The 19,895-nt window shown below is 70.0% G+C and carries 17 protein-coding genes; 4 read left to right on the top strand and 13 right to left on the bottom strand.

Going from position 1 to position 19,895, the window contains the following annotated elements:
* Nucleotides 1-13: 13 nt before the first annotated feature.
* Nucleotides 14-1,297, bottom strand: coding sequence for a glutamate-5-semialdehyde dehydrogenase (locus tag ABF401_RS17930; protein WP_353510948.1), 1,284 nt, complete (start codon nucleotides 1,295-1,297; stop codon nucleotides 14-16).
* 148 nt (nucleotides 1,298-1,445) lie between these two features.
* Between ABF401_RS17930 and proB the strand changes: the two genes are divergently transcribed.
* On the top strand, nucleotides 1,446-2,558 hold the full coding sequence (proB, locus tag ABF401_RS17925) for a glutamate 5-kinase (RefSeq protein ID WP_353510947.1): 1,113 nt from the start codon (nucleotides 1,446-1,448) through the stop codon (nucleotides 2,556-2,558).
* 158 nt (nucleotides 2,559-2,716) lie between these two features.
* Here the strand turns inward: proB and ABF401_RS17920 are convergent, their stop codons facing one another.
* The 11 genes from ABF401_RS17920 to ABF401_RS17870 all read right to left on the bottom strand — a co-directional run bounded on the left by ABF401_RS17920 (nucleotide 2,717) and on the right by ABF401_RS17870 (nucleotide 15,208).
* The gene (locus tag ABF401_RS17920) at nucleotides 2,717-4,357 is read right to left on the bottom strand and encodes a monocarboxylic acid transporter (RefSeq protein WP_353510946.1); all 1,641 of its coding nucleotides are present in this window, start codon (nucleotides 4,355-4,357) and stop codon (nucleotides 2,717-2,719) included.
* Nucleotides 4,354-4,692 carry a DUF485 domain-containing protein gene (locus ABF401_RS17915; RefSeq protein ID WP_353510945.1) on the bottom strand — a complete coding sequence of 113 codons (339 nt, stop codon included), beginning with the start codon at nucleotides 4,690-4,692 and terminating at the stop codon, nucleotides 4,354-4,356. The genes ABF401_RS17920 and ABF401_RS17915 overlap by 4 nt, the downstream gene beginning before the upstream one ends.
* 146 nt (nucleotides 4,693-4,838) lie before the next feature.
* Nucleotides 4,839-6,398 (bottom strand): sodium/solute symporter, encoded by a 1,560-nt coding sequence (locus ABF401_RS17910; RefSeq protein WP_353510944.1) that lies wholly within the window; start codon nucleotides 6,396-6,398, stop codon nucleotides 4,839-4,841.
* Nucleotides 6,395-6,805 (bottom strand): hypothetical protein, encoded by a 411-nt coding sequence (locus ABF401_RS17905; protein ID WP_353510943.1) that lies wholly within the window; start codon nucleotides 6,803-6,805, stop codon nucleotides 6,395-6,397. The genes ABF401_RS17910 and ABF401_RS17905 overlap by 4 nt, the downstream gene beginning before the upstream one ends.
* The gene (locus tag ABF401_RS17900) at nucleotides 6,802-7,584 is read right to left on the bottom strand and encodes a LytR/AlgR family response regulator transcription factor (RefSeq protein WP_353510942.1); all 783 of its coding nucleotides are present in this window, start codon (nucleotides 7,582-7,584) and stop codon (nucleotides 6,802-6,804) included. Before ABF401_RS17900 ends, ABF401_RS17905 begins: the two co-directional genes overlap by 4 nt.
* 13 nt (nucleotides 7,585-7,597) lie before the next feature.
* On the bottom strand, nucleotides 7,598-8,722 hold the full coding sequence (locus ABF401_RS17895) for a sensor histidine kinase (RefSeq protein WP_353510941.1): 1,125 nt from the start codon (nucleotides 8,720-8,722) through the stop codon (nucleotides 7,598-7,600).
* 77 nt (nucleotides 8,723-8,799) lie between these two features.
* Nucleotides 8,800-10,317: a GTPase ObgE gene (gene obgE, locus ABF401_RS17890; protein WP_353510940.1), complete on the bottom strand. Its 1,518-nt coding sequence runs from the start codon at nucleotides 10,315-10,317 to the stop codon at nucleotides 8,800-8,802.
* Between the two features lie 86 nt (nucleotides 10,318-10,403).
* Nucleotides 10,404-10,673, bottom strand: coding sequence for a 50S ribosomal protein L27 (gene rpmA / locus ABF401_RS17885; protein ID WP_353510939.1), 270 nt, complete (start codon nucleotides 10,671-10,673; stop codon nucleotides 10,404-10,406).
* A gap of 36 nt (nucleotides 10,674-10,709) precedes the next feature.
* Nucleotides 10,710-11,018, bottom strand: a complete 309-nt coding sequence (rplU, locus tag ABF401_RS17880; protein WP_353510978.1) for a 50S ribosomal protein L21 — start codon at nucleotides 11,016-11,018, stop codon at nucleotides 10,710-10,712.
* A gap of 124 nt (nucleotides 11,019-11,142) precedes the next feature.
* Entirely contained in the window at nucleotides 11,143-14,223 is a 3,081-nt protein-coding gene (locus ABF401_RS17875) for an Rne/Rng family ribonuclease (protein WP_353510938.1), read from the bottom strand.
* A gap of 202 nt (nucleotides 14,224-14,425) precedes the next feature.
* Nucleotides 14,426-15,208 carry a TIGR03936 family radical SAM-associated protein gene (locus tag ABF401_RS17870; protein WP_353510937.1) on the bottom strand — a complete coding sequence of 261 codons (783 nt, stop codon included), beginning with the start codon at nucleotides 15,206-15,208 and terminating at the stop codon, nucleotides 14,426-14,428.
* A 111-nt stretch (nucleotides 15,209-15,319) separates the two neighbouring features.
* Between ABF401_RS17870 and ABF401_RS17865 the strand changes: the two genes are divergently transcribed.
* Nucleotides 15,320-15,724 (top strand): hypothetical protein, encoded by a 405-nt coding sequence (locus ABF401_RS17865; protein WP_353510936.1) that lies wholly within the window; start codon nucleotides 15,320-15,322, stop codon nucleotides 15,722-15,724.
* A 1-nt stretch (nucleotide 15,725) separates the two neighbouring features.
* Here ABF401_RS17865 and ABF401_RS17860 read toward each other — a convergent pair whose 3' ends face one another.
* Nucleotides 15,726-16,511, bottom strand: coding sequence for a lysophospholipid acyltransferase family protein (locus tag ABF401_RS17860; RefSeq protein ID WP_353510935.1), 786 nt, complete (start codon nucleotides 16,509-16,511; stop codon nucleotides 15,726-15,728).
* A gap of 71 nt (nucleotides 16,512-16,582) precedes the next feature.
* On the opposite strand from ABF401_RS17860, the gene ABF401_RS17855 reads away from it, so the two are divergent.
* Nucleotides 16,583-16,948: a VOC family protein gene (locus ABF401_RS17855; protein ID WP_353510934.1), complete on the top strand. Its 366-nt coding sequence runs from the start codon at nucleotides 16,583-16,585 to the stop codon at nucleotides 16,946-16,948.
* Between the two features lie 103 nt (nucleotides 16,949-17,051).
* The gene (gene valS / locus ABF401_RS17850) at nucleotides 17,052-19,709 is read left to right on the top strand and encodes a valine--tRNA ligase (protein WP_353510933.1); all 2,658 of its coding nucleotides are present in this window, start codon (nucleotides 17,052-17,054) and stop codon (nucleotides 19,707-19,709) included.
* Nucleotides 19,710-19,895: the final 186 nt, after the last annotated feature.

Raw genomic sequence — 19,895 nt, 5'->3', positions numbered from 1 at the left:
GGACCGGCCCGGGTCACCGGGTCTGGCCGTCCCCCTCGACGATCCACTTGGTTGTCGTCAGCTCGGGCAGCGCCATCGGACCGCGGGCATGCAGCTTCTGCGTCGAGATGCCGATCTCTGCCCCGAAGCCGAACTCCCCGCCGTCCGTGAAGCGTGTGCTCGCGTTGACCATGACGGCCGCTGCGTCGACCTCCTGGGTGAAGCGACGGGCCGCCGCGCGGTCCTCGGTGACGATCGCCTCGGTGTGTCCGGACCCGTGTCGGCGGATGTGGTCCATCGCCGCGTCGAGGTCGTCGACGACGGCGACGTTGAGCTCGAGGGCGAGCCACTCCGTGTCGAAGTCCTTCTCGGACGCGATGTCGTATGCCGCTGAGCTCGCTTCCGCATATGGCGTCACGTCGGGCGTGATGTGCAGTTTCACCCCCGCGTTGGTGAGGTCGGTGAGTGCCTTGGGGAGGAAGTCGGCGGCGACAGCGCGGTGGACGAGCAGGGACTCTGCCGCGTTGCAGACGCTCGGGCGGTGGGTCTTGGCGTTGAAGGCGATGGCCACGGCCTTGTCGAGGTCGGCGGACTTGTCGACATAGACGTGGCACACCCCCACGCCGGTCTCGATGACGGGGACGGTCGACTCGCGGACCACGGTCTGGATGAGGTCGGCGCCGCCGCGCGGGATGACGAGGTCGACCCGGCCGCGCGCCGTCATGAGGGCGCGGGCAGCGTCGTGCCCGCCCTCGACGAGGTTGGTCACTGCGTCGGCGGGGAGTCCTTGTGCCGCAAGGGAGTCGCGCATCGCCTCCACGATCGCCTGGTTGGTCTCGCCCGCCGCGGACCCCCCGCGCAGGATGACGGCGTTGCCCGACTTCAGGCCGAGGCCCGCGGCGTCGACAGTGACGTTGGGGCGCGCCTCGTAGATCATTCCGACGACCCCCATGGGGACGCGGACCTGGCGGATCTGCAGACCATTGGCCAAGGTGGACCCGCGGACGATCTCTCCGACCGGGTCAGGGAGTGCCGCGACATCGCGCAAGGCCTGGGCCACGCCGGCGACGCGGTCGGCGTCGAGGCGCAGCCGGTCCTGGAGGCCCTCCGGCATGCCCTTCGCCCGACCGCGCTCGAGGTCGCGCGCATTGGCCTCGAGGATTCGCGGCGTCGCCGCGACGATGGCCTCGGCGAGCTGGTGCAGCGCGGCGTCCTTCTCTGCCCGGGACAGCAGCGCCAGTCGGCGGGAGGCCACGCGGGCGCGGTCGGCGAGCTCGTTGACCTGCTCGACGACGGTGGAGTCGATCGTCTGGGACATGCTCCAAGGGTAGGTCGTGCGCCCAAGCCGGCCCCCAACGGGATCCTCCCACGATCGAGTGAACAGCTTCTGGCACAGATGGTGTGTCCACTCGATCGGATGGTGAGCGGCGCCGCGCGGCTCAGGGCAGGCTCACTAGGCTGACGTCGTGTCGCCCCGGTCCGTCATCAGCAGCGCTCGCCGCCTGGTCGTCAAGGTCGGATCGAGCTCGCTGACCGGCACGGACGGTGGGATCGACCACGCGCGCCTCGTCGCCCTGGTCAACGCCCTGTCCCACCAGCACGGGCGCGGCACCCAGATCGTCCTCGTCAGCTCCGGCGCCATCGCTGCCGGGATCCACCCCCTCGGTCTCGCGTCACGTCCCCGCGATCTCGCGACACAGCAGGCCGCGGCCAGCGTGGGCCAGGGCGCGCTGCTCGCCGCGTACACCCAGTCGTTCGCGATCCACGACGTCACCGTGGGCCAGGTGCTCCTCACTGCCGACGACGTCACTCGGCGCACGCACTACGCCAATGCTCGCCGTACCCTCGAGCGCCTGCTCGACCTGCGCGTCCTACCGATCGTCAACGAGAACGACACGGTCGCGACGTCCGAGATCCGCTTCGGTGACAACGACCGGCTTGCGGCCCTCGTCGCCCACCTCATCGACGCGGATGCGCTCATCCTGCTGTCCGATGTCGACGCGCTCTATGACGCGCCACCGCATCGCGCTGGCGCGCACCGAATTCCCGTCGTCAGGGGCCCCGAGGACCTCGCGGCCGTCGAGATCGGACGGACCGGCTCCAAGGTCGGCACCGGCGGCATGGTGACGAAGATCGAGGCCGCGAGGATCGCCACGGCCGCCGGCGTGACGACGTCGATCACCGCGGCGGACCGCGTCATCGAGGTGCTGAGGGGCGACGACGTCGGGACCGTCTTCCTGCCCGTCGGCCGGAGGGGGCGCAGGCGACGGCTCTGGCTCGAGCACGCCACCTCGGCCCGCGGTCGGCTCCTCGTGGACGACGGCGCCGTCCACGCGCTCGTGCACCGCAAGACGTCGCTCCTGCCGGCAGGCATCACCGGCGTCGAGGGCATGTTCCACGACGGCGATCCGGTGGACGTGTGCGCGCCCGATGGCACCGTGATCGCGCGGGGCCTGGTCAACTACGCCTCGAACGAGCTACCCGCACTGCTGGGGCACTCCACGAAGGAGCTGGCCAAGGTGCTCGGCCCCGCCTACGAGCGCGAGGTCATCCACCGCGACGACCTCGTCATCCTCTGACCCATCCTCGAACGAGCGGCGACCAGACGCACATCGCGAGTCAACCGCTCGGCTCCAGGGCCCAGCCCCAGCGGGTCTGAGGGGGCCCGCGAAACGAGCCCAGCGGCATACGGACCATGCCGTATGCCGCTGGGCTCGCGTGCGCTGGTAGGTGGCGGTCAGTGCTGGACGGCCCTCTCCGCACCGACGCCGGTGAGCGAGCGGACCTCCATCTCGGCGTACTTCGCCGCGTTGTACTCCTTGCTCGTCACCGTGCCGATGTACCCGAGGATGAAGCCGAGCGGGATCGACACGATGCCGGGGTTGTCGAGCGGGAAGATGTGGAAGTCGACGCCCTGGAGCATCGACGGGCTCTTGCCCGTGACAGGGTCGATCGGCTTGCCGGACACGACCGGGCTGAAGATGATCAGCGTGATCGCGCTGATCAGGCCGCCGTAGATGCTCCACAGCGCGCCGCGGGTGTTGAACCGCTTCCAGAACAGCGAGTACAGGATCGTCGGCAGGTTCGCACTCGCCGCGATGGCGAAGGCGAGGGCGACGAGGAACGCGATGTTCTGTCCCATGGCGAAGATGCCGCCGATGATCGCGATCGCGCCGAGGATGAGGGCGGCGATCCGAGCGACCCTCACCTCCTCCTCGGGCGTGGCCTTCCCGTCCTTGACGACGGTGTTGTAGACGTCGTGCGACAGGCTCGCCGACGCAGTGATCGTCAGGCCAGCGACGACCGCGAGGATCGTCGCGAAGGCGATACCGGAGATGATGCCGAGGAAGATCTCGCCGCCGAGCTCGAAGGCGAGCAGCGGAGCGGCCGAGTTGGCGCCACCGGGGGCGTTCTTGATCTCGCTCGGGCCGAGCATCTGGGCGGCGCCGAAGCCGAGGACGAGCGTGAACAGGTAGAACAGGCCGATGAGCCAGATGGCCCAGACGACCGAGCGACGCGCCTCGCGCGAGGTCGGCACCGTGTAGAAGCGCATGAGCACGTGCGGCAGGCCGGCGGTGCCGAGAACCAGGGCCATCGACAGCGAGATGAAGTCGATCGGGTTCTTGTACTGCAGGCCCGGCTGAGTCAGGTCCCGCGCGGTGCCCAGGTCGGAGGCGGTCGTCTCGTTGGCAGCACCGATGAGGCTGGACAGGTTGAAGCCGAACATGCTGAGCACCCAGATGAACATCAGGGCGGCACCCGCAATGAGGAGGACGGCCTTGATGATCTGGACCCACGTCGTGCCCTTCATGCCGCCGTAGATGACGTAGAAGATCATGATGACGCCGACGATGCCGACGACGACCCGCTGGCCGACGGAGCTGTCGATGCCGAGCAGGAGCGCGACGAGGCCACCGGCACCGGCCATCTGGGCGAGCAGGTAGAAGAACGAGACGGCCAGGGTCGAGATCGCCGCGGCGATCCGGACCGGTCGCTGGCGCAGCCGGAAGCTGAGGACGTCGGCCATCGTGTACTTGCCGACGTTGCGCAGCAGCTCGGCCACCAAAAGCAGCGCGACAAGCCAGGCGACGAGGAAGCCGATCGAGTAGAGGAAGCCGTCATAGCCGTTCAGGGCGATGGCGCCGGCGATGCCGAGGAACGACGCTGCCGAGAGGTAGTCACCTGCGATGGCGATGCCGTTCTGGCGGCCGGTGAAGGCGCGGCCGCCGGCGTAGTACTCGGCAGCACCCTTGTTGCCCCGCGAGACCTTGATGACGATGGCGAGGGTGATGAGGACGAAGACGATGAAGATGGCGATGTTGAGGGTCGGGTTGCCGACCGAGGTCTCGGTCGGGACAAGGTTGACGAGGGCGCTCATCGGTGGTGACCTCCCATCTTCTCGGCGAGGGCCTCGGCCCGCGGGTCGAACTCGCGGTCGGCCCAGCGGGCGTAGTACATCGTGATGGCGAAGGTCGTGACGAACTGGAGGAGCCCGAGGATCAGGCCCCACGTGATGTTCCCGAAGACCCGCGTGCCCATGAAGCCCTTGGCGAAGACGGACAGCAGGACGTAGAGGAAGTACCACGCCAGGAAGGCGATGGTCATGGGGAAGACGAACTTGCGGAACTTGCTCCGGAGCTCTGCGAACTCCGCCGAGTTCTGCATCTCTATGTTCCGGTCCTCGGTGACCGGTGCTTGAGCTTCGTTGCTCACTGGAAGCCACCTCCGTTGGTGGTGTGGGGGTGGGGACACGCTAGGAGGTGTGACCCAGGTAACGGGACCAGGAGACGAGCGCACGTCGGTGAACGGTGTCCATGGGTCGCCGTGCGCGAGAAACGGCTGCGACGAACGGTCGGTGATCAACGATGAGCGGTTACCCGATCGGGTCGCTGGTCGGCGTGTCCCTCGGGGTTGAACGGCCCTCGGTTGAGGGTCAGGTGTTCGGGCGCGTGGAGGCGCACCATCGTCTGAGCGACGTGCGCCGGTTGCCGATGACGGGTCGCGATCGACGCACCGATCATCGTGGCGAAGGCGGCCGGCACGGTCACGGCAGCGGGCTGCGTGAGGATGGCACCTAGCATGCCGTCGGCGTGGACCCCGACCATCGTCGCGAGCACCGCGGTCATCGACAGCGAGCCCCCGACCGCGAGCCCGGCCATGACGCCGATGGCGGTGAGGCGACGCCACCAGATCCCGAGCACGAGCATGGGGCAGAAGGTCGAGGCGGCGACGGCGAAGGCGAGCTCGACGGCGTGGGCGACCGGGAGACGTGCAGACACGAAGGTGAGGACGAGCGCCAGGCCCACGGCAATGAGGGTCGCGAGACGGAAGGCGCTGACGCCCTGGCCGAGCTCGGTGCGGCGCCGCAGCACGTCCTGGCTGAGGACGCCGGCGACGGAGACGACCAGGCCCATCGACGTCGAGAGGAAGGCGGCGAACGCGCCGGCCGCGATGAGGGCGGTGAGCAGGTCGCCGAGCATTCCCGAGAAGATCCGTCCGGGGAGCTCGAGCACCACGGAGTCAGTCCGCCCCGACGTCACGAGGTCCGACGCGTGGATCCGGCCGAGGATGCCGTAGGTCACCGGGAGCAGGTAGAAGGCGCCGAGCAGGCCGAGCACGACGAGGGTCGTCCGCCGCGCCGCCCGCCCGTCCGGGTTGGTGTAGAAGCGGACCACGACGTGGGGCAGCCCCATCGTGCCGAGGAAGGTGGCGAGGACGAGCGAGTAGGTGAGGTAGAGGGCGTAGTCCCCGCTGAGCGGCTCGGCCCAGTCGACCGCGTCCAGGCGAGTGATCGCCGCTGGTGCACCGCCGGTCATGGTGACCCCGACGAGGAAGAAGATCGGGGTGAGCAGGGCGGCCAGCTTGAGCCAGTAGTGGAACGCCTGCACCAGGGTGACGCTGCGCATCCCACCGGGCAGGACGTTGAGCACGACGATGACGGCGACGACGACCTGGCCCACCCAGAGCGGCGCGCCGGTCAGGGTGCGTAGCGTGAGGCCCGCCCCCTGGAACTGCGGGATGAGGTAGAGCATGCCGATGACGACGACGAGCAGGCTGGCCACCTGACGCGCGTGGGTCGACTCGACGCGCAGCTGGGCGAAGTCGGGCAGCGTGTAGGCACCCGAGCGCCGGAGCGGAGCCGCGACGAAGACGAGCAGCAGGAGGTAGCCGGCGGTCCACCCGACCGGCAGCCAGAGCATGTCGACACCACGGGCGAGGATGAGCCCGGCGACGCCGAGGAAGGAGGCGGCCGACAGGTACTCCCCGCTGATCGCCGACGCGTTGAGGACCGGCCCGATGACGCGGGACGCGACGTAGAAGTCGCTCATCGTCCGGGAGACGCGCAGGCCGAAGGCGCCGACGAGCAGTGACGCGAGAGCGACGACGACGACGGCGACGACGCTGGCTGCGGGGCTCACCGGTTGTCCAGCAGGTCGCTGAAGGCCGCCTCGTTGCGCTCGGCCCGTCGCACGTAGAACACGCCCAGCAGGACGATCTCGATGAAGGCGACCACGGTGAGGATGACCCAGGGCACGGGGACGCCGAGGACGACGACGCGCCCCACTGCGGGCACGAGGTGAAGGACGAGCGGCACGAGGCCGAGCGTGAACGCGAGCGCCCCGAGCACGGCGAGTGACAGGCGCAGCTGGCTGCGCATGAGGGAGTCGACGTAGACCTCGCCCAGCCGGCTCTGCGCATCGATCTCGGAGGCGATCGACACGCGCCGCGCTCGGGCCGCCCGGGTGCGAGGCGAGGTCACCGTGACCCGCGTGGCTGGCTGGGCCACCTTCTGCGCCGTATGCCGCTGGGCTGGCTCCCGGCTCATCGGCGCTCCCTGCCGGGCTGGGCGCGGTTGACGAGCAGGTCTCGTAGCGCGCGGGTGTGGCGCCGGCTGACCCCGAGCTCGTTCCCACCGACGACGACGGTCGTCCGGCCGCCCTCGGTGCGCCACTCGGAGATGTGGCCCAGAGCGACGAGCAGCGAGCGGTGGATCCGGACGAAACCGGCATCCCCCCACTGGTCAGCGAGGGTGGTCAGGGGAACGCGCACGAGGTGGCTCCCGTTCGCGGTGTGCAGCCGTGCATAGTCTCCCTGCGCCTCGACGTAGAGGACGTCGGCCCGCGGGACGAGTCGACTCACCCCACCGAGCTCGACGAGGATGCTCTCGTCCTCGGCCGTCGGCAGCGACTCCCGTCCCTCGATCCGGCTGACGACGCGCCGCACCGCCTCGGCGAGCCGCTCGTCGCGAACCGGCTTGAGGACGTAGTCGACGACGTTGAGCTCGAAGGCGTCGACCGCATGCTGCTCGTGCGCGGTGACAAAGACGACAGGCGGCTTGGTCGTGAAGCGGGACAGGACGCGCGCGAGGTCGAGACCGGTCAGCCCGGGCATCTGGACGTCCATGAAGATGGCGTCGACGGGCCGCTCATGGAGGATCCGCAGCGCCTCGGCGGCGGAGTCCGAGGCGATGACCTCGCCGATCCGCTCCTCCTGGCGCAGCAGCCAGACCAGCTCGTCCAGGGCCGGCTCCTCGTCGTCGAGGGCGAGCACCCGCAGCCGCTCAGGTGCGGTGCCGGGTGCGGCGGCCGGCGTGGGGCTGCTCACGAGGGCGTCCTGCTCATACGTGCACCCCGGGGCGGAACTTCGGCAGGCGGACGGTGACCTTGGTGCCGGCTCCCTCGGCCGTCTCCACGAGGAGTCCGTAGTCGTCGCCGAAGGCAGCGCGGAGCCGCTCGTCGACGTTGGCCAGCCCCACGGAGTCGGTGCTCCCTTCCCCGGCGAGCGCCCGGCGCACCCGCTCCGGGTCCTCGCCCACGCCGTTGTCCTCGATCGTCACGAGGCACTCGTGGTCGGCGTCCTGCGCCAGGATGGTGATCTCCCCGTCCCCGACCTTGCCCTCGAGTCCGTGCTGCACGGCATTCTCGACGAGAGGCTGGAGGCAGAGGAACGGCACGACGACGGGCAGCACCTCGGGCGCGACGCGGAGCGTGACGCGCATGCGGTCCCCGAAGCGGGCCTTCTCGATGACGAGATAGGCCTCGATGGACCGCAGCTCCTCGGCGAGGGTGGTGAACTCGCCGTGCCGGCGGAACGAGTACCTCGTGAACTCGGCCAGGTCGAGCAGCAGCTCGCGGGCGCGGTCGGGGTCGGTCCGGGTGAACGAGGCGATGGCCGTGAGCGAGTTGTAGATGAAGTGCGGACTGATCTGGGCACGCAGGGCCCGGACCTCGGCCTCCATGAGGCGGGTCCGCGACGCGTCGAGCTCGGCGAGCTCGAGCTGGCCCGAGACCCAGCGAGCCACCTCGCCCGTCGCCCGGACCAGGCCCGCCGAGGCGAGGCCGGTGAAGACCTGGAGGGTCCCGACAACCTTCTCCTCGACCTCGAGCGGGGCGACGATGGCCTGCCGGACGAGGCAGGACGGCTCGGCACAGGCGATGTCGGCCCCGTCGAGGACAACCGTGCGACCGTTGTCGAGCGTGCCGGCAGCAATGACCGGCGGCTGCCTCGAGTGGTGGTTGTGGCTGCCCTCCCAGGCGAGCAGCCCGCTCGTGTCGGTCATCGCCACGGCCGGGGTCCCGAGCAACGCCCGCAGGTACTTCAGGGACCGCTCCGCGGAGGTGGCGTTGAGCCCGGCACGGAGCGGGGGCGACGCCTGAGCCGCGGTGTGCAGGGTGCGGAAGGTCGCACGGTCGGCCTCGGTGCCGAGGTGACCACGACGCAACAGCGCGCCCCACGAGCTCATGCAGTCACCCTAGGACACGCACGACCTCCCCTGATCGAGTGAACAACGTCGGGCACAGAAGCCGTTCACTCGATCGGTCAGGCGTCGTCTTCGGGCAGGTGCCACAGGCCGGCGCGGCGCTCGGCGTCGAGCTCCTCCTGCGTCGCCGCCCGGGCGGCGTAGCGGTCCCGCATCGCCTCACGCTTCTGGTCACGCGTGGGCCGTGATGACTCGTCGAGGCGCAGGTCGGTGCCCCGGGACCCGAGCAGCTCGGCTCCGGACTGGAGCGTCGGCTCCCAGTCGAAGACGACCGCGTCGTCGGTGGAACCGATGACGACGGTGTCCCCGGCCACGGCGCCGACCTTGAAGAGCTCCTCCTCGACACCGAGCCGGGCGAGCCGGTCGGCGAGGTAGCCGACCGCCTCGTCGTTGCTGAAGTCGGTCTGGCGAACCCACCGGATCGGCCGCTCCCCGGTGACGCGGAAGAAGTCCCCGTCGGAGCCGTGTTCCCGGGTCACCGCGAAGCCCCGGTCGTCGACCGACCTGGGCCGGAGGACGACGCGCTTGGGCACGACTGCCGCGACCTCGGCGCGTGCGGCCTCGACGTGCCGGGCCATCGCGTAGGTCAGCTCCTTGAGGCCCAGGTGCGCCACGGCCGACACGATGAAGACCTCGTGGCCGCGTGCCTCCAGATCTGGCTTGACCAGCTCGGCCAGCTCCCGGGCCTCCGGGACGTCGGCCTTGTTGAGCACGACGAGACGCGTGCGCTCGGAGAGCGGCCGCCCGCCGAGGTCCGCATCGGGAACGTAGAGCGACAGCTCGCGCTCGATGACGTCGAGGTCGGTCAGCGGGTCACGACCCGGCTCGAGGGTGGCGCAGTCGATGACGTGGACGAGCACGGAGCACCGCTCGACGTGCCGGAGGAACTCGAGCCCGAGGCCCTTGCCCTCGTGGGCGCCGGGGATGAGCCCGGGCACGTCTGCCACGGTGAACCGGCTCGACCCGGCGGTGACCACGCCGAGGTTAGGGACGAGCGTCGTGAAGGGGTAGTCGGCGATCTTCGGCCGCGCCGCCGAGAGAACCGACACGAGCGACGACTTGCCCGCGCTGGGGAAGCCGATGAGGGCGACGTCGGCGAGCGTCTTCAGCTCGAGGACGACGTCGAGATCTTCCCCCGGCTCACCGAGCAGCGCGAAACCTGGTGCCTTGCGTCGCGCGGACGCGAGCGCCTTGTTGCCCAGGCCGCCACGGCCCCCGCGTGCGATGACGTGCTCGGTGCCCATCCCGACGAGGTCGACGACGATGCTCCCGTCCGCGTCCTTGACCACGGTCCCCTCGGGCACCGGCAGCACGAGGTCGGCGCCGTCGGCGCCATTGCGCTCGTCACCGGCTCCGGGTTTGCCGTTCTCGGCCTTGCGGTGCGGGTGGCGGTGGTAGTCGAGCAGGGTCGTCGACTGCGGGTCGACCCGCAGGATGACCGAACCTCCGTGCCCGCCGTTGCCGCCGTCGGGGCCGCCGAGAGGCTTGAACTTCTCGCGGTGGACGGAGGCGACGCCGTGCCCGCCAGCGCCCGCGCTGAGGTGCAGCACGACGCGGTCGACGAAGTTCACGGCCATGGGAGTTCACTCTTCCAGTTCACATAGATGGAAGGGCGGGCCGCGCGGGCCCGCCCTTCCACGAGGTTCAGCTGGTGATCAGTTGATCACTCGGCAGCGACGGCTTCGACACTGTCGACGTTCACCGTCTTGCGGCCGCGCTTGCTGCCGAAGCGGACGGCGCCGGCAACGAGGGCGAAGAGCGTGTCGTCGCCGCCACGGCCGACACCGTCACCCGGGTGGAAGTGGGTCCCGCGCTGGCGGACCAGGATCTCGCCGGCGTTGACCTGCTGGCCGCCGAATCGCTTGACGCCGAGTCGCTGTGCGTTCGAGTCGCGACCGTTGCGGGTCGAGGACGCACCCTTCTTGTGTGCCATGTCAGTTGCTCCTTGTGAGTCCGTGTACCAGTGCGATCAGGAGTCGATCGAGGTGATCTTGACCTGGGTCAGCGGCTGGCGGTGACCCTGACGCTTGCGGTAGCCGGTCTTGTTCTTGTACTTCATGATGACGATCTTGGGACCCTTGGCCGCCTTGACGACCTCGGCCTTGACCGACGCCTTCGACAGCTTGTCGGCGTCCGAGGTCACCGTGGTGCCGTCGACGAGGAGCAGCGGCGTGAGCTCGACGGCGTCGCCGGGCTGACCCGTCACCTTGTCGATGAGCAGGACGTCGCCCACCGAGACCTTCTCCTGGCGACCGCCAGCGCGAACAATCGCGTACACAGTGAAACTCACTCTCTGAATCAGGATTGGGGCGCCGCTTTCGACACCGGCCCGTCAACACGAGCCCGGTGGGCGCACCGAGGATCTAGGCTACCGGCTCCGAGCTCTCCGAACCAAACCGACGTCACTCGTCCGTCGAGCTGATCCGGGGCGGGCCGGCCGGCGCGACGACCCGCCCGCGGCGACGGCGCGGGCGCGATGCCGACGAATCGACTGCGGATGCGGCGGAGGCGGCGTCGGGGGTGGACACGGGGACGTCCGACTCCGGCTCGGCGCCATCAGCGTCCGTGTCCGAGTGATCCTCGGCGATGGGCTCGCCCGGACCGGCCTCGGCGTCCGGGTCCTCGGGCAGGGGCTGAGGCGCAACCTCACCGTCCAGGTGGGCCGGCTCGGAAGCGCCGCTCGGGGAGCGTGATTCCACTGACTCGGTGTCGGTTGGCTCGGTGCCGGTTGGCTCGGTGCCGGTTGGCTCGGTGTCGGTTGGCTCGGTGTCGGCAGCCGTCATGACGGCCGTGGTCGTGACACCTGCCGCACTCTTCAGCGCAGCGGCGTGGGCCGCGGCGGCGATCTGCGCGGCCGTCGGCCCCATCGGCCGGGTCTGCTCCGGCTGGGGTTGGCCATTGCCGCCGTTCCCGCCCGCGGACGTGCCACGGCGGCCGCGCCGGCCCGACCGGGCTCCGCCCTGATCGGGCTCGGTGCTCGCTGCACCCTTGTCCACCGGGTCGGAGTGGATGATGAAGCCGCGGCCGTTGCAGTGCTCGCACGTCTCCGAGAAAACCTCGATGAGGCCGGACCCGACCCGCTTGCGCGTCATCTGGACGAGGCCGAGTGAGGTCACCTCGGCGACCTGGTGCTTGGTGCGGTCACGACCGAGGCACTCGAGGAGTCGCCGCACGACGAGCTCGCGGTTGCTCTCGAGGACCATGTCGATGAAGTCGATGACGATGATGCCGCCGATGTCGCGCAGCCGCAGCTGGCGAACGATCTCCTCCGCGGCCTCGAGGTTGTTCTTCGTCACCGTCTCCTCGAGGTTGCCCCCCGAGCCGACGAACTTGCCCGTGTTGACGTCGACGACGGTCATCGCCTCGGTGCGGTCGATGACGAGCGACCCGCCGGACGGCAGCCACACCTTGCGATCCATGGCCTTCGCGAGCTGCTCGTCCACCCGGTGGTGAGTGAAGAGGTCCTGCTCGGACGTCCACTTCGTGACCCGGTCGGCGAGGTCCGGTGCCACGGACGTGATGTACGGCTGGATCTCGTTCCACGCCTGCTCACCGGAGACCACGAGCTGCTTGAAGTCCTCGTTGAAGACGTCACGGATCACCCTGATGGTCAGATCCGGCTCGCCGTGCAGGAGCAGCGGCGCCGAGCCCGAGGTGCTCGACCCACTTCCGCCGTTCTTCTTCCGGCCCTTGGACTTGCCCTTGGGAGCGGCCGCGGCCTCGGCACGCGCCTGGATGTCCTCCCACGTCTTGGTCAGCCGCTCGACGTCGGCGCGCAGCTCCTCCTCGCTCGCGCCCTCAGCGGCAGTGCGCACGATGACGCCTGCCGAGTCGGGCACGACGTCGCGCAGGATCTTCTTCAGCCGCGCACGCTCGGTGTCGGGCAGCTTTCGGCTGATGCCGGTCATCGAGGAGTTGGGGACGTAGACGAGGTAGCGGCCCGGCAGCGAGATCTGCGAGGTCAGGCGTGCGCCCTTGTGGCCGATGGGGTCCTTCGTCACCTGGACGAGCACCGTCTGGCCCGAGGTCAGGGCGTTCTCGATCCGCTTCGGCTCGTTGGCGTCGAGGCCGGCAGCATCCCAGTTCACCTCGCCTGCGTAGAGCACGGCGTTGCGCCCCTTGCCGATGTCGACGAAGGCCGCCTCCATCGAGGGCAGGACGTTCTGGATCCGACCCAGGTAGATGTTGCCGGCCATCGAGACCGTGGTCGCCTGGTCGATGTAGTGCTCGACGAGGACGCCGTCCTCCAGGACGCCCATCTGGGTGCGGCCGTCCTTGTTCCGCACGACCATGAGGCGGTCGACCGCCTCGCGTCGGGCGAGGAACTCGGCCTCCGTGATGATCGTGCGGCGCCGCCCGGCCTCCCGGCCCTCGCGACGGCGCTGCTTCTTGGCCTCGAGGCGCGTGGAGCCCTTGACCCCGACCGGCTCCTCGCTCTGCCCACGGGGCTGGCGGATCCGGGTCGAGACGTTCGGGGCATCCTCACCGGCGTCACCGGTGGCGGCCCCAGCCCGGCGCCGACGACGGCGGCGGCGGGTCGAGACGCCCTCCTCGTCACCGCCGTCCTCGTCGTCCTCGGCCTCCGCCTCGGCGTCCCCGCCCGGCTCCTGGCCGGCACTCCGGGCCGGTCGTTCGTCGTCGGAAGGTGCCTGGCCCGCCTCCCCAGCGGCCTCGGCCTCGTCCTCCGACCCTGCATCGTCGCCTTCAGAGGCTGCCCGGCCGCGTCGACCCTTGCCGCCGCGACGACGGCGCGACCGGCGTGGGGTCGCATCCTCCTCGCCGGACACCTCCTCCTCGGAGCGGGCCTCGTCTGCCTGGTCCTCGGGCTCCTCGGGCTCCTCGAGATCCCGGGCCGCCGGTGCCCGTGGGGGCACCGCGGCCGCTGGCGCCACGGCACGGCGACGGCGTCGGGGAGCGGAGAGTGCGGCCTCGGTGTCCGGGGCCTGGAACAGCACGCTGAAGCTGGGAACGACCGGCCGCTCGGCCTCGGTGACCCCATCCTCGGTGGCCTCGTCCTCGCTGGTCTCGGCCACGATTGTTGCGGTCGCCTCGTCACCGGCGCTGGCCTCGGTGCGGGCGACCGACTCGAGCGCCTCGCTCGTCACGACCTCATCACGTGTCGCGGCATCATCACGTGTCGCGGCCTCGTCCCCCGTCACGACCTCGACGCTCGGCTCCACGGCGGCCTTCTTGGTCGCCCGCTTGCGGGGTGCTGCCGCCTTGCGCGGCGCGCGCTTGCGCACCGGCGCAACCGTCTCGTCCTCCGCGTCGGCGGCTTTGGCCGGGTCGGCCGAGTCGGAGGTCGGCACCTCCGAGCTCACCTGCGCATCGACGACCGGGCCCGCCTTCTTCGTGCTGCGGCGCGTGGCGCGCTTGCGCGGAGCCGGCCCCGTTGGGTGGGCAGCGGCGTCGGGAGCGAGCTCAGCGGCATACGGCGTGGCTTCGTCGGCTGACTCGGTGGGGGTGGTCTCGTTGGGTGCCATCAGGCAACCTCCCGTCGGGTGCGGGGTGACCCACACCTTCGGCCGGAGCCGCCACGCCGCACGGGCACGGTTCGTTTGTCGTTTGTCGTCACGCCGCGGGGGCGGACGGAAGTCGTCTTGTTACACCGGAAAATGGTTCGCGCGGGGGCGCGGCCCCATGTTCTGATGCCGTCGGCGCTCTTGTCGGCAGCCGCTTCGCCGGTCAGGCAGGGCCTGGGTCCAACGGGTCGGTCACCCTCGCGGTTGCGGTGTCGAGCGGTCCCTGGGCCAGCCGTGTCACCAAGGGTGGACGCGGCGGCGCCAAGTCGGCAATCTCACGCAGCGCGGTCAGAATGTCGTCGGGGCGGACGGCAGGTGTGGTGTGCCGTACGACCATCCGCAGTATCGCACAGTCGGGCCGGATCTCGTGATTCGCCGCGGCCGTGCGAGCCGCCTCGTCGGCCCCCTGGACCCCCGCCGAGACGAGTGCACGGCGCACGTCGAAGGTCCGCGGACCCGACTTCGTGACGCGTGTCACCTCGACCGTCTCCCGCTCGAGCAGCCGCTCGACGGCGGCACGCAGCACCTCGACCGAGATCCCGCTCACCTCCACCAGCCAGTCGCTCGCCTCCAAGCGGTCGGCGAGCGCTCCCGGCCCCGCCTCGACCACCTGGATGATGTCGATCCCTCCCGGCAGCGCCTCGTCGAGGGCGGTTCGGACGGACTCGGGGTCGACCCGTTCGGTCACCTGCAGCTCGAAGTACTCCGCCTCGCTCGCCGTGCCGGTCGACGCGGCGTTGGCGTAGCTGATCTTGGGGTGCGGGTGGAAGCCGGCCGAGAAGGCCATCGGCACATCGGCCCGGCGCAACGCCCGCTCGAGCGCCCGCTGGAAGTCACGACTCGACGTGAACCGCAGCCGGCCGCGCTTGGCGTACCGGACGCGCAGCTTCTGGACAGCCGGATCGGGAGCGGGGCCCTCGGGGACGCGCTGACGAGGTCGGCCCATGCGCGCAGGCTATCCCGGGGCCAACCGCGGGTTTGCATGTGGAAGCTCGCGACGCCGTCGAAGTGGGGCATTCAGACCCGTGCAATCGGCATCGAGCGGACCATGGGACTCATGAAGCGTTCACGATGGCTCGCGGTCACCTCGGCCGTGCAGCTGACGAGCGACGTGGCTGGGTTCGTCATCGCCGACCGACGCCGGCTGCCGGCAGATCCGGTGGGCGTCCACCTGCACGTCCCCCGCACCCACCTGGTGCGCAGCTCCGCCCTCCTCGGGACGGGCCAGTCGGCACCGATCGTCATGGTCGCCGCGCAGGTCTGGGCGACGTGGCGACTCCTCAGAGGTCCGGACGAAACCGCCCGCAAGACCCTGCGGGCACTGGGCGTGGCCATGGTCGGCGGCTACCTGATCGAGCGGGGATCACCACTCTGGCCCGGCCACCGCGAACGATGGGCGACGACAGCCTTCGCCGTCGGTCTCGCGGGGTCCGCTGCCATGGCGGCGCTTGCTCGCCGGTGAGTCAGTCGTCGCGGTCAGTGCGTTCGTCGGCCCGCCGCGCGTCGGCCTTGCGTTGGCGCTCCGCGAACTCGGCGTCGTCGAGGCGAGTGGCCTCGGCCAGGGTCGGCGCCGTTCCGCCCATCGCGGCGGGGAGGAACTTGAGGTCCGCACCCGTCAGTGGTTCGTAGGTGGACCGCAGCACGTCGAGCAGGTGCTGCATCACGGCCTTGTACTCGACCGTGACCTGCTCGGGATCCGAGCCGAGCGGCACCGCGATCGGCTCCCCGACCGCGATCGAGATCGGGATGTTGGTGCGGCCCAGCCGCTTCGGGTGACCCTTGGTCCACACCCGCTGCGAGCCCCAGATGACGACAGGGATGATCGGCACTCGGGCGTCCCTCGCCATGCGGGCGGCCCCAGACTTGAAGGCCTTCAGCTCGAAGGACCGGCTGATCGTCGCCTCGGGGAAGACTCCGACGATCTCGCCGGCCCGCAGGGCGTCGACTGCGGCCCGGTATGAGGTGGCCCCGGCCGTCCGGTCGACCGGGATGTGGTGCATTCCCCTCATGAGCGGACCGCTGACCGGGTGCCTGAAGACGCTGTCCTTGGCCATGAACCGGACCAGCCGCCCTGACTTCAGTGCGGCGAGCCCGGCGTAGGTGAAGTCCATGTAGCCGATGTGGTTGATCACCATGACGGCGCCGCCGGACGTCGGTACGTTCTCGTCGCCCACGATCGTGAACCGAAGTCCCTGCAAGGCGAAGACGCCCCGGGCAAACGCGATGACGGGCGAGTAGACCGGTTCCATGGAGCACACTCTGCCGTGTCGGCGGCCGCAAGACGTCAGGAGGCCCTCGATCGGCGGCGCTAGTGTGAACCATGGCACACGGAGACATCACGCACATCGACATCCCGGCCGACGACGTGGAGCGGGCCAGGCGGTTCTACCAGACCGTCATCGGGTGGACCATCGACGAGGTACCCGGCTACGAGGGCTATCCGATGTGGCGGGCCCCCAACCAGGTCAGCGGCGGCGGACTGACCGCCCGCGAGGACGGCCTGACGCATCCGCGCAGCTACATCGAGGTCGACTCGATCGATGACACCCTGTCGAAGGTCGAGGAGAACGGCGGCCGGGTCGTGATGGCCAAGACGCCCATCTCCGACACGAGCTGGTATGCCGCCTTCGAGGACAGCGAGGGCAACCAGATGGGCCTCTACGAAGGGGTCACCGAGACGAGCTGATCTCCCGGCTGAGCGGCGCGAACTGCACACTCGACCGGGACGGAGCCCAGCGGCATACGGAATGCGTTTCGAGGCACTCCGCCAGGTCTGGAAGGATTGCCGCATGACTGACGCACCTGCACCCACGACCTCGCAGATCCCCGAGCGCCCCACGCTCGACGGCCTCGAGGAGAAGTGGATGCAGGTATGGAGGGACGAGCAGACCTACGCGTTCGACCGGGCCCGTGCACTCGAGCTGCCCCGTGAGCAGGTCTTCGCGATCGACACTCCCCCACCGACGGCGTCCGGGTCACTCCACGTCGGGCACGTCTTCTCCTACACGCACACCGACTGCATGGCGCGCTACAAGCGGATGCAGGGACTCGAGGTGTTCTACCCGATCGGGTGGGACGACAACGGCCTGCCGACCGAGCGCAGGGTGCAGAACTACTACGGCGTGCGCGGTGACGCGACCCTTCCCTACGTCGAGGACTACGAGCCGCCCTTCAGCGAGGGCGTCGACGCCAAGGGCAAGGCGATCAAGCCGGCCGACCAGCAGCCGATCAGCCGCAAGAACTTCATCGAGCTGTGCGACATCCTCACCGTCAAGGACGAGGTGACCTTCGAGTCGCTCTTCCGGCGCCTCGGCTTCTCCCTCGACTGGAACATCTCCTACCGCACCATCGACGAGCGCTCGCGAGCCGTGGCGCAACAGGCGTTCCTGCGCAACCTCGAGCGTGGCGAGGCGTACCAGAGCGAGGCGCCCGGTCTGTGGGACGTGACGTTCCAGACGGCGGTCGCGCAGGCCGAGCTCGAGGCACGGGACTACCCGGGTGCGTACCACCGGGTCGCCTTCCACCGCGATGGTGCCGACCCGGTGTACATCGAGACGACGCGGCCGGAGCTCATCCCGTCGGTCGTGGCGCTCATCGCCCACCCTGACGACGAGCGGTACCAGCCGCTCTTCGGCACGACGGTCGCCTCACCCCTCTTCGGCGTCGAGGTGCCCGTGCTCGCCCACCACGCCGCCGAGATGGACAAGGGCGCCGGCATCGCCATGTGCTGCACGTTCGGTGACCTCACCGACGTCATGTGGTGGCGTGAGCTCCGGCTGCCGATCCGCTCGCTCATCACCCGCAACGGCCGCCTCCAGGCGGAGACGCCCGAGTGGATCGCGGGTGGCCCCGGAGAGCAGCTGTATGCCGCTGAGCTGGCTACCAAGACCACGTTCAGTGCGCGTGAGGCCGTGGTCAAGGCGCTCCGCGAGTCCGGTGACCTCGACGGGGAGCCGGTCAAGACCCAGCGCAAGGCGAACTTCTACGAGAAGGGCGACAAGCCGCTCGAGATCGTCACGTCGCGCCAGTGGTACATCCGCAACGGCGGGCGGGAGGCGGACCTGCGCGCGGCCCTCGTGGCCCGTGGCGAGGAGATCGACTTCCATCCCTCGTTCATGCGCGCGCGGTACCGGAACTGGGTCGAGGGCCTCAACGGCGACTGGCTCATCTCCCGGCAGCGCTTCTTCGGGGTGCCCTTCCCGGTCTGGTACCCGGTGACCGCCGACGGCGAGACCGACCACGACCACCCGATCCTCGCGCCGGAGTCAGCGCTCCCGGTCGACCCCCAGATCGACGTGCCGGACGGCTACGACGAGACGCAGCGGGGCAAGCCCGGTGGCTTCGTCGCGGACCCCGACATCATGGACACGTGGGCGACGTCGTCGCTGTCGCCGCAGATCGCGGCCGGGTGGCCCGTGCGCGGGGGCGACGGGCTGGGGTCGGACGCCAAGCTGTTCGAGGCGATCTTCCCGATGGACATGCGCCCGCAGGCCCACGACATCATCCGCACCTGGTTGTTCTCGACGGTGACGCGGGCCCACTTCGAGCACGGCACCGTGCCATGGCGCAATGCCGCCATCAGCGGCTGGATCCTCGACCCGGACCGGAAGAAGATGAGCAAGTCCAAGGGCAACGCCGAGACGCCGGAGGACGTCGTCAAGGCGCACGGGGCCGACGCAGTCCGGTACTGGGCGGCCTCCGGCCGGCTCGGGACGGACGCCGCCTACGACACCGGCCAGATGAAGGTCGGCCGCCGCCTCGCCATCAAGGTGCTCAACGCCTCGAAGTTCGCCCTCGGCTTCGGGGACGTGTCCGGGGACCTGCCTGCCGCGGTGACGAATCCCCTCGACCTGTCGATGCTCGCCGCACTCGGTGACGTCGTCGAGAAGGCGACGCACGGCTTCGAGTCATGGGACTACACGCGCTCCCTCGAGGTCACCGAGTCCTTCTTCTGGACCTTCTGCGACGACTACCTCGAGCTCGTCAAGGACCGGGCCTACGGCGGGCGCGGCGAGGCTGATGGGGCAAGCGCCCGGGCTGCGTTGCGGATCGCCCTCGAGACCCTGCTCCGCCTCTTTGCCCCCTTCATCCCGTACGCCACGGAGGAGGTGTGGTCGTGGTTCGAGAGCGGCTCGGTCCACCGCCAGGCCTGGCCGACGAGGCAGGAGCTGCCGCACGGGGGTGACCCGGCGGTGCTCGCTGCCGTGAGCGAGGCCCTGGCCGGCGTGCGCAAGGTCAAGTCGGAGGCCAAGCTGGGGATGCGCGCCGAGGTCCGGACCATGACGTTGGTCGGGCCCGCCGAGCAGCTCGCACACGTCCGCGCGGCCGATGGTGACCTGCGGGCGACCGGTCGGATCGGCGACCTGTCCTACGGTGAGGGCGACGGCATCGAGGTCCGCGAGGCGGAGCTGATCCCGGCCGACAAGAAGCCGTCACACTCCGGCTGACTCGCGACTGCCTCGCGGCCAACTCGGGGCTCGCCCGCGCTGGGGATCGTCGGTGGCCATCACTACGATGGACGCCATGGCTCACAGGGGGGCGACAGGGGTCGCGGGCGTCGTGGCAGGTGCCGCCATCGTCATGGCCGCGCTCGTCGTCGCTGCCTCGGGGCGGTCACCCGACCTCATGAGCCG

The sequence above is a fragment of the Intrasporangium sp. genome, from assembly GCF_040414665.1.
Taxonomy (GTDB): Bacteria; Actinomycetota; Actinomycetes; order Actinomycetales; family Dermatophilaceae; genus Intrasporangium.
The sequence above is the reverse complement of the archived record's forward strand: the minus strand, read 5'-3'. Positions and strand labels throughout refer to the sequence as shown.

Bases quoted from the DNA above. Each gene is read 5' to 3' on its own strand.
- ABF401_RS17930 (WP_353510948.1), bottom strand. From the start codon at position 1,297: ATGTCCCAGACGATCGACTCCACCGTCGTCGAGCAGGTCAACGAGCTC.
- ABF401_RS17920 (WP_353510946.1), bottom strand. From the start codon at position 4,357: ATGAGCGCCCTCGTCAACCTTGTCCCGACCGAGACCTCGGTCGGCAAC.
- ABF401_RS17905 (WP_353510943.1), bottom strand. From the start codon at position 6,805: ATGAGCCGGGAGCCAGCCCAGCGGCATACGGCGCAGAAGGTGGCCCAG.
- ABF401_RS17895 (WP_353510941.1), bottom strand. From the start codon at position 8,722: ATGAGCTCGTGGGGCGCGCTGTTGCGTCGTGGTCACCTCGGCACCGAG.
- obgE (WP_353510940.1), bottom strand. From the start codon at position 10,317: ATGGCCGTGAACTTCGTCGACCGCGTCGTGCTGCACCTCAGCGCGGGC.
- rpmA (WP_353510939.1), bottom strand. From the start codon at position 10,673: ATGGCACACAAGAAGGGTGCGTCCTCGACCCGCAACGGTCGCGACTCG.
- ABF401_RS17875 (WP_353510938.1), bottom strand. From the start codon at position 14,223: ATGGCACCCAACGAGACCACCCCCACCGAGTCAGCCGACGAAGCCACG.
- ABF401_RS17870 (WP_353510937.1), bottom strand. From the start codon at position 15,208: ATGGGCCGACCTCGTCAGCGCGTCCCCGAGGGCCCCGCTCCCGATCCG.
- ABF401_RS17865 (WP_353510936.1), top strand. From the start codon at position 15,320: ATGAAGCGTTCACGATGGCTCGCGGTCACCTCGGCCGTGCAGCTGACG.
- ABF401_RS17860 (WP_353510935.1), bottom strand. From the start codon at position 16,511: ATGGAACCGGTCTACTCGCCCGTCATCGCGTTTGCCCGGGGCGTCTTC.
- ABF401_RS17855 (WP_353510934.1), top strand. From the start codon at position 16,583: ATGGCACACGGAGACATCACGCACATCGACATCCCGGCCGACGACGTG.
- valS (WP_353510933.1), top strand. From the start codon at position 17,052: ATGACTGACGCACCTGCACCCACGACCTCGCAGATCCCCGAGCGCCCC.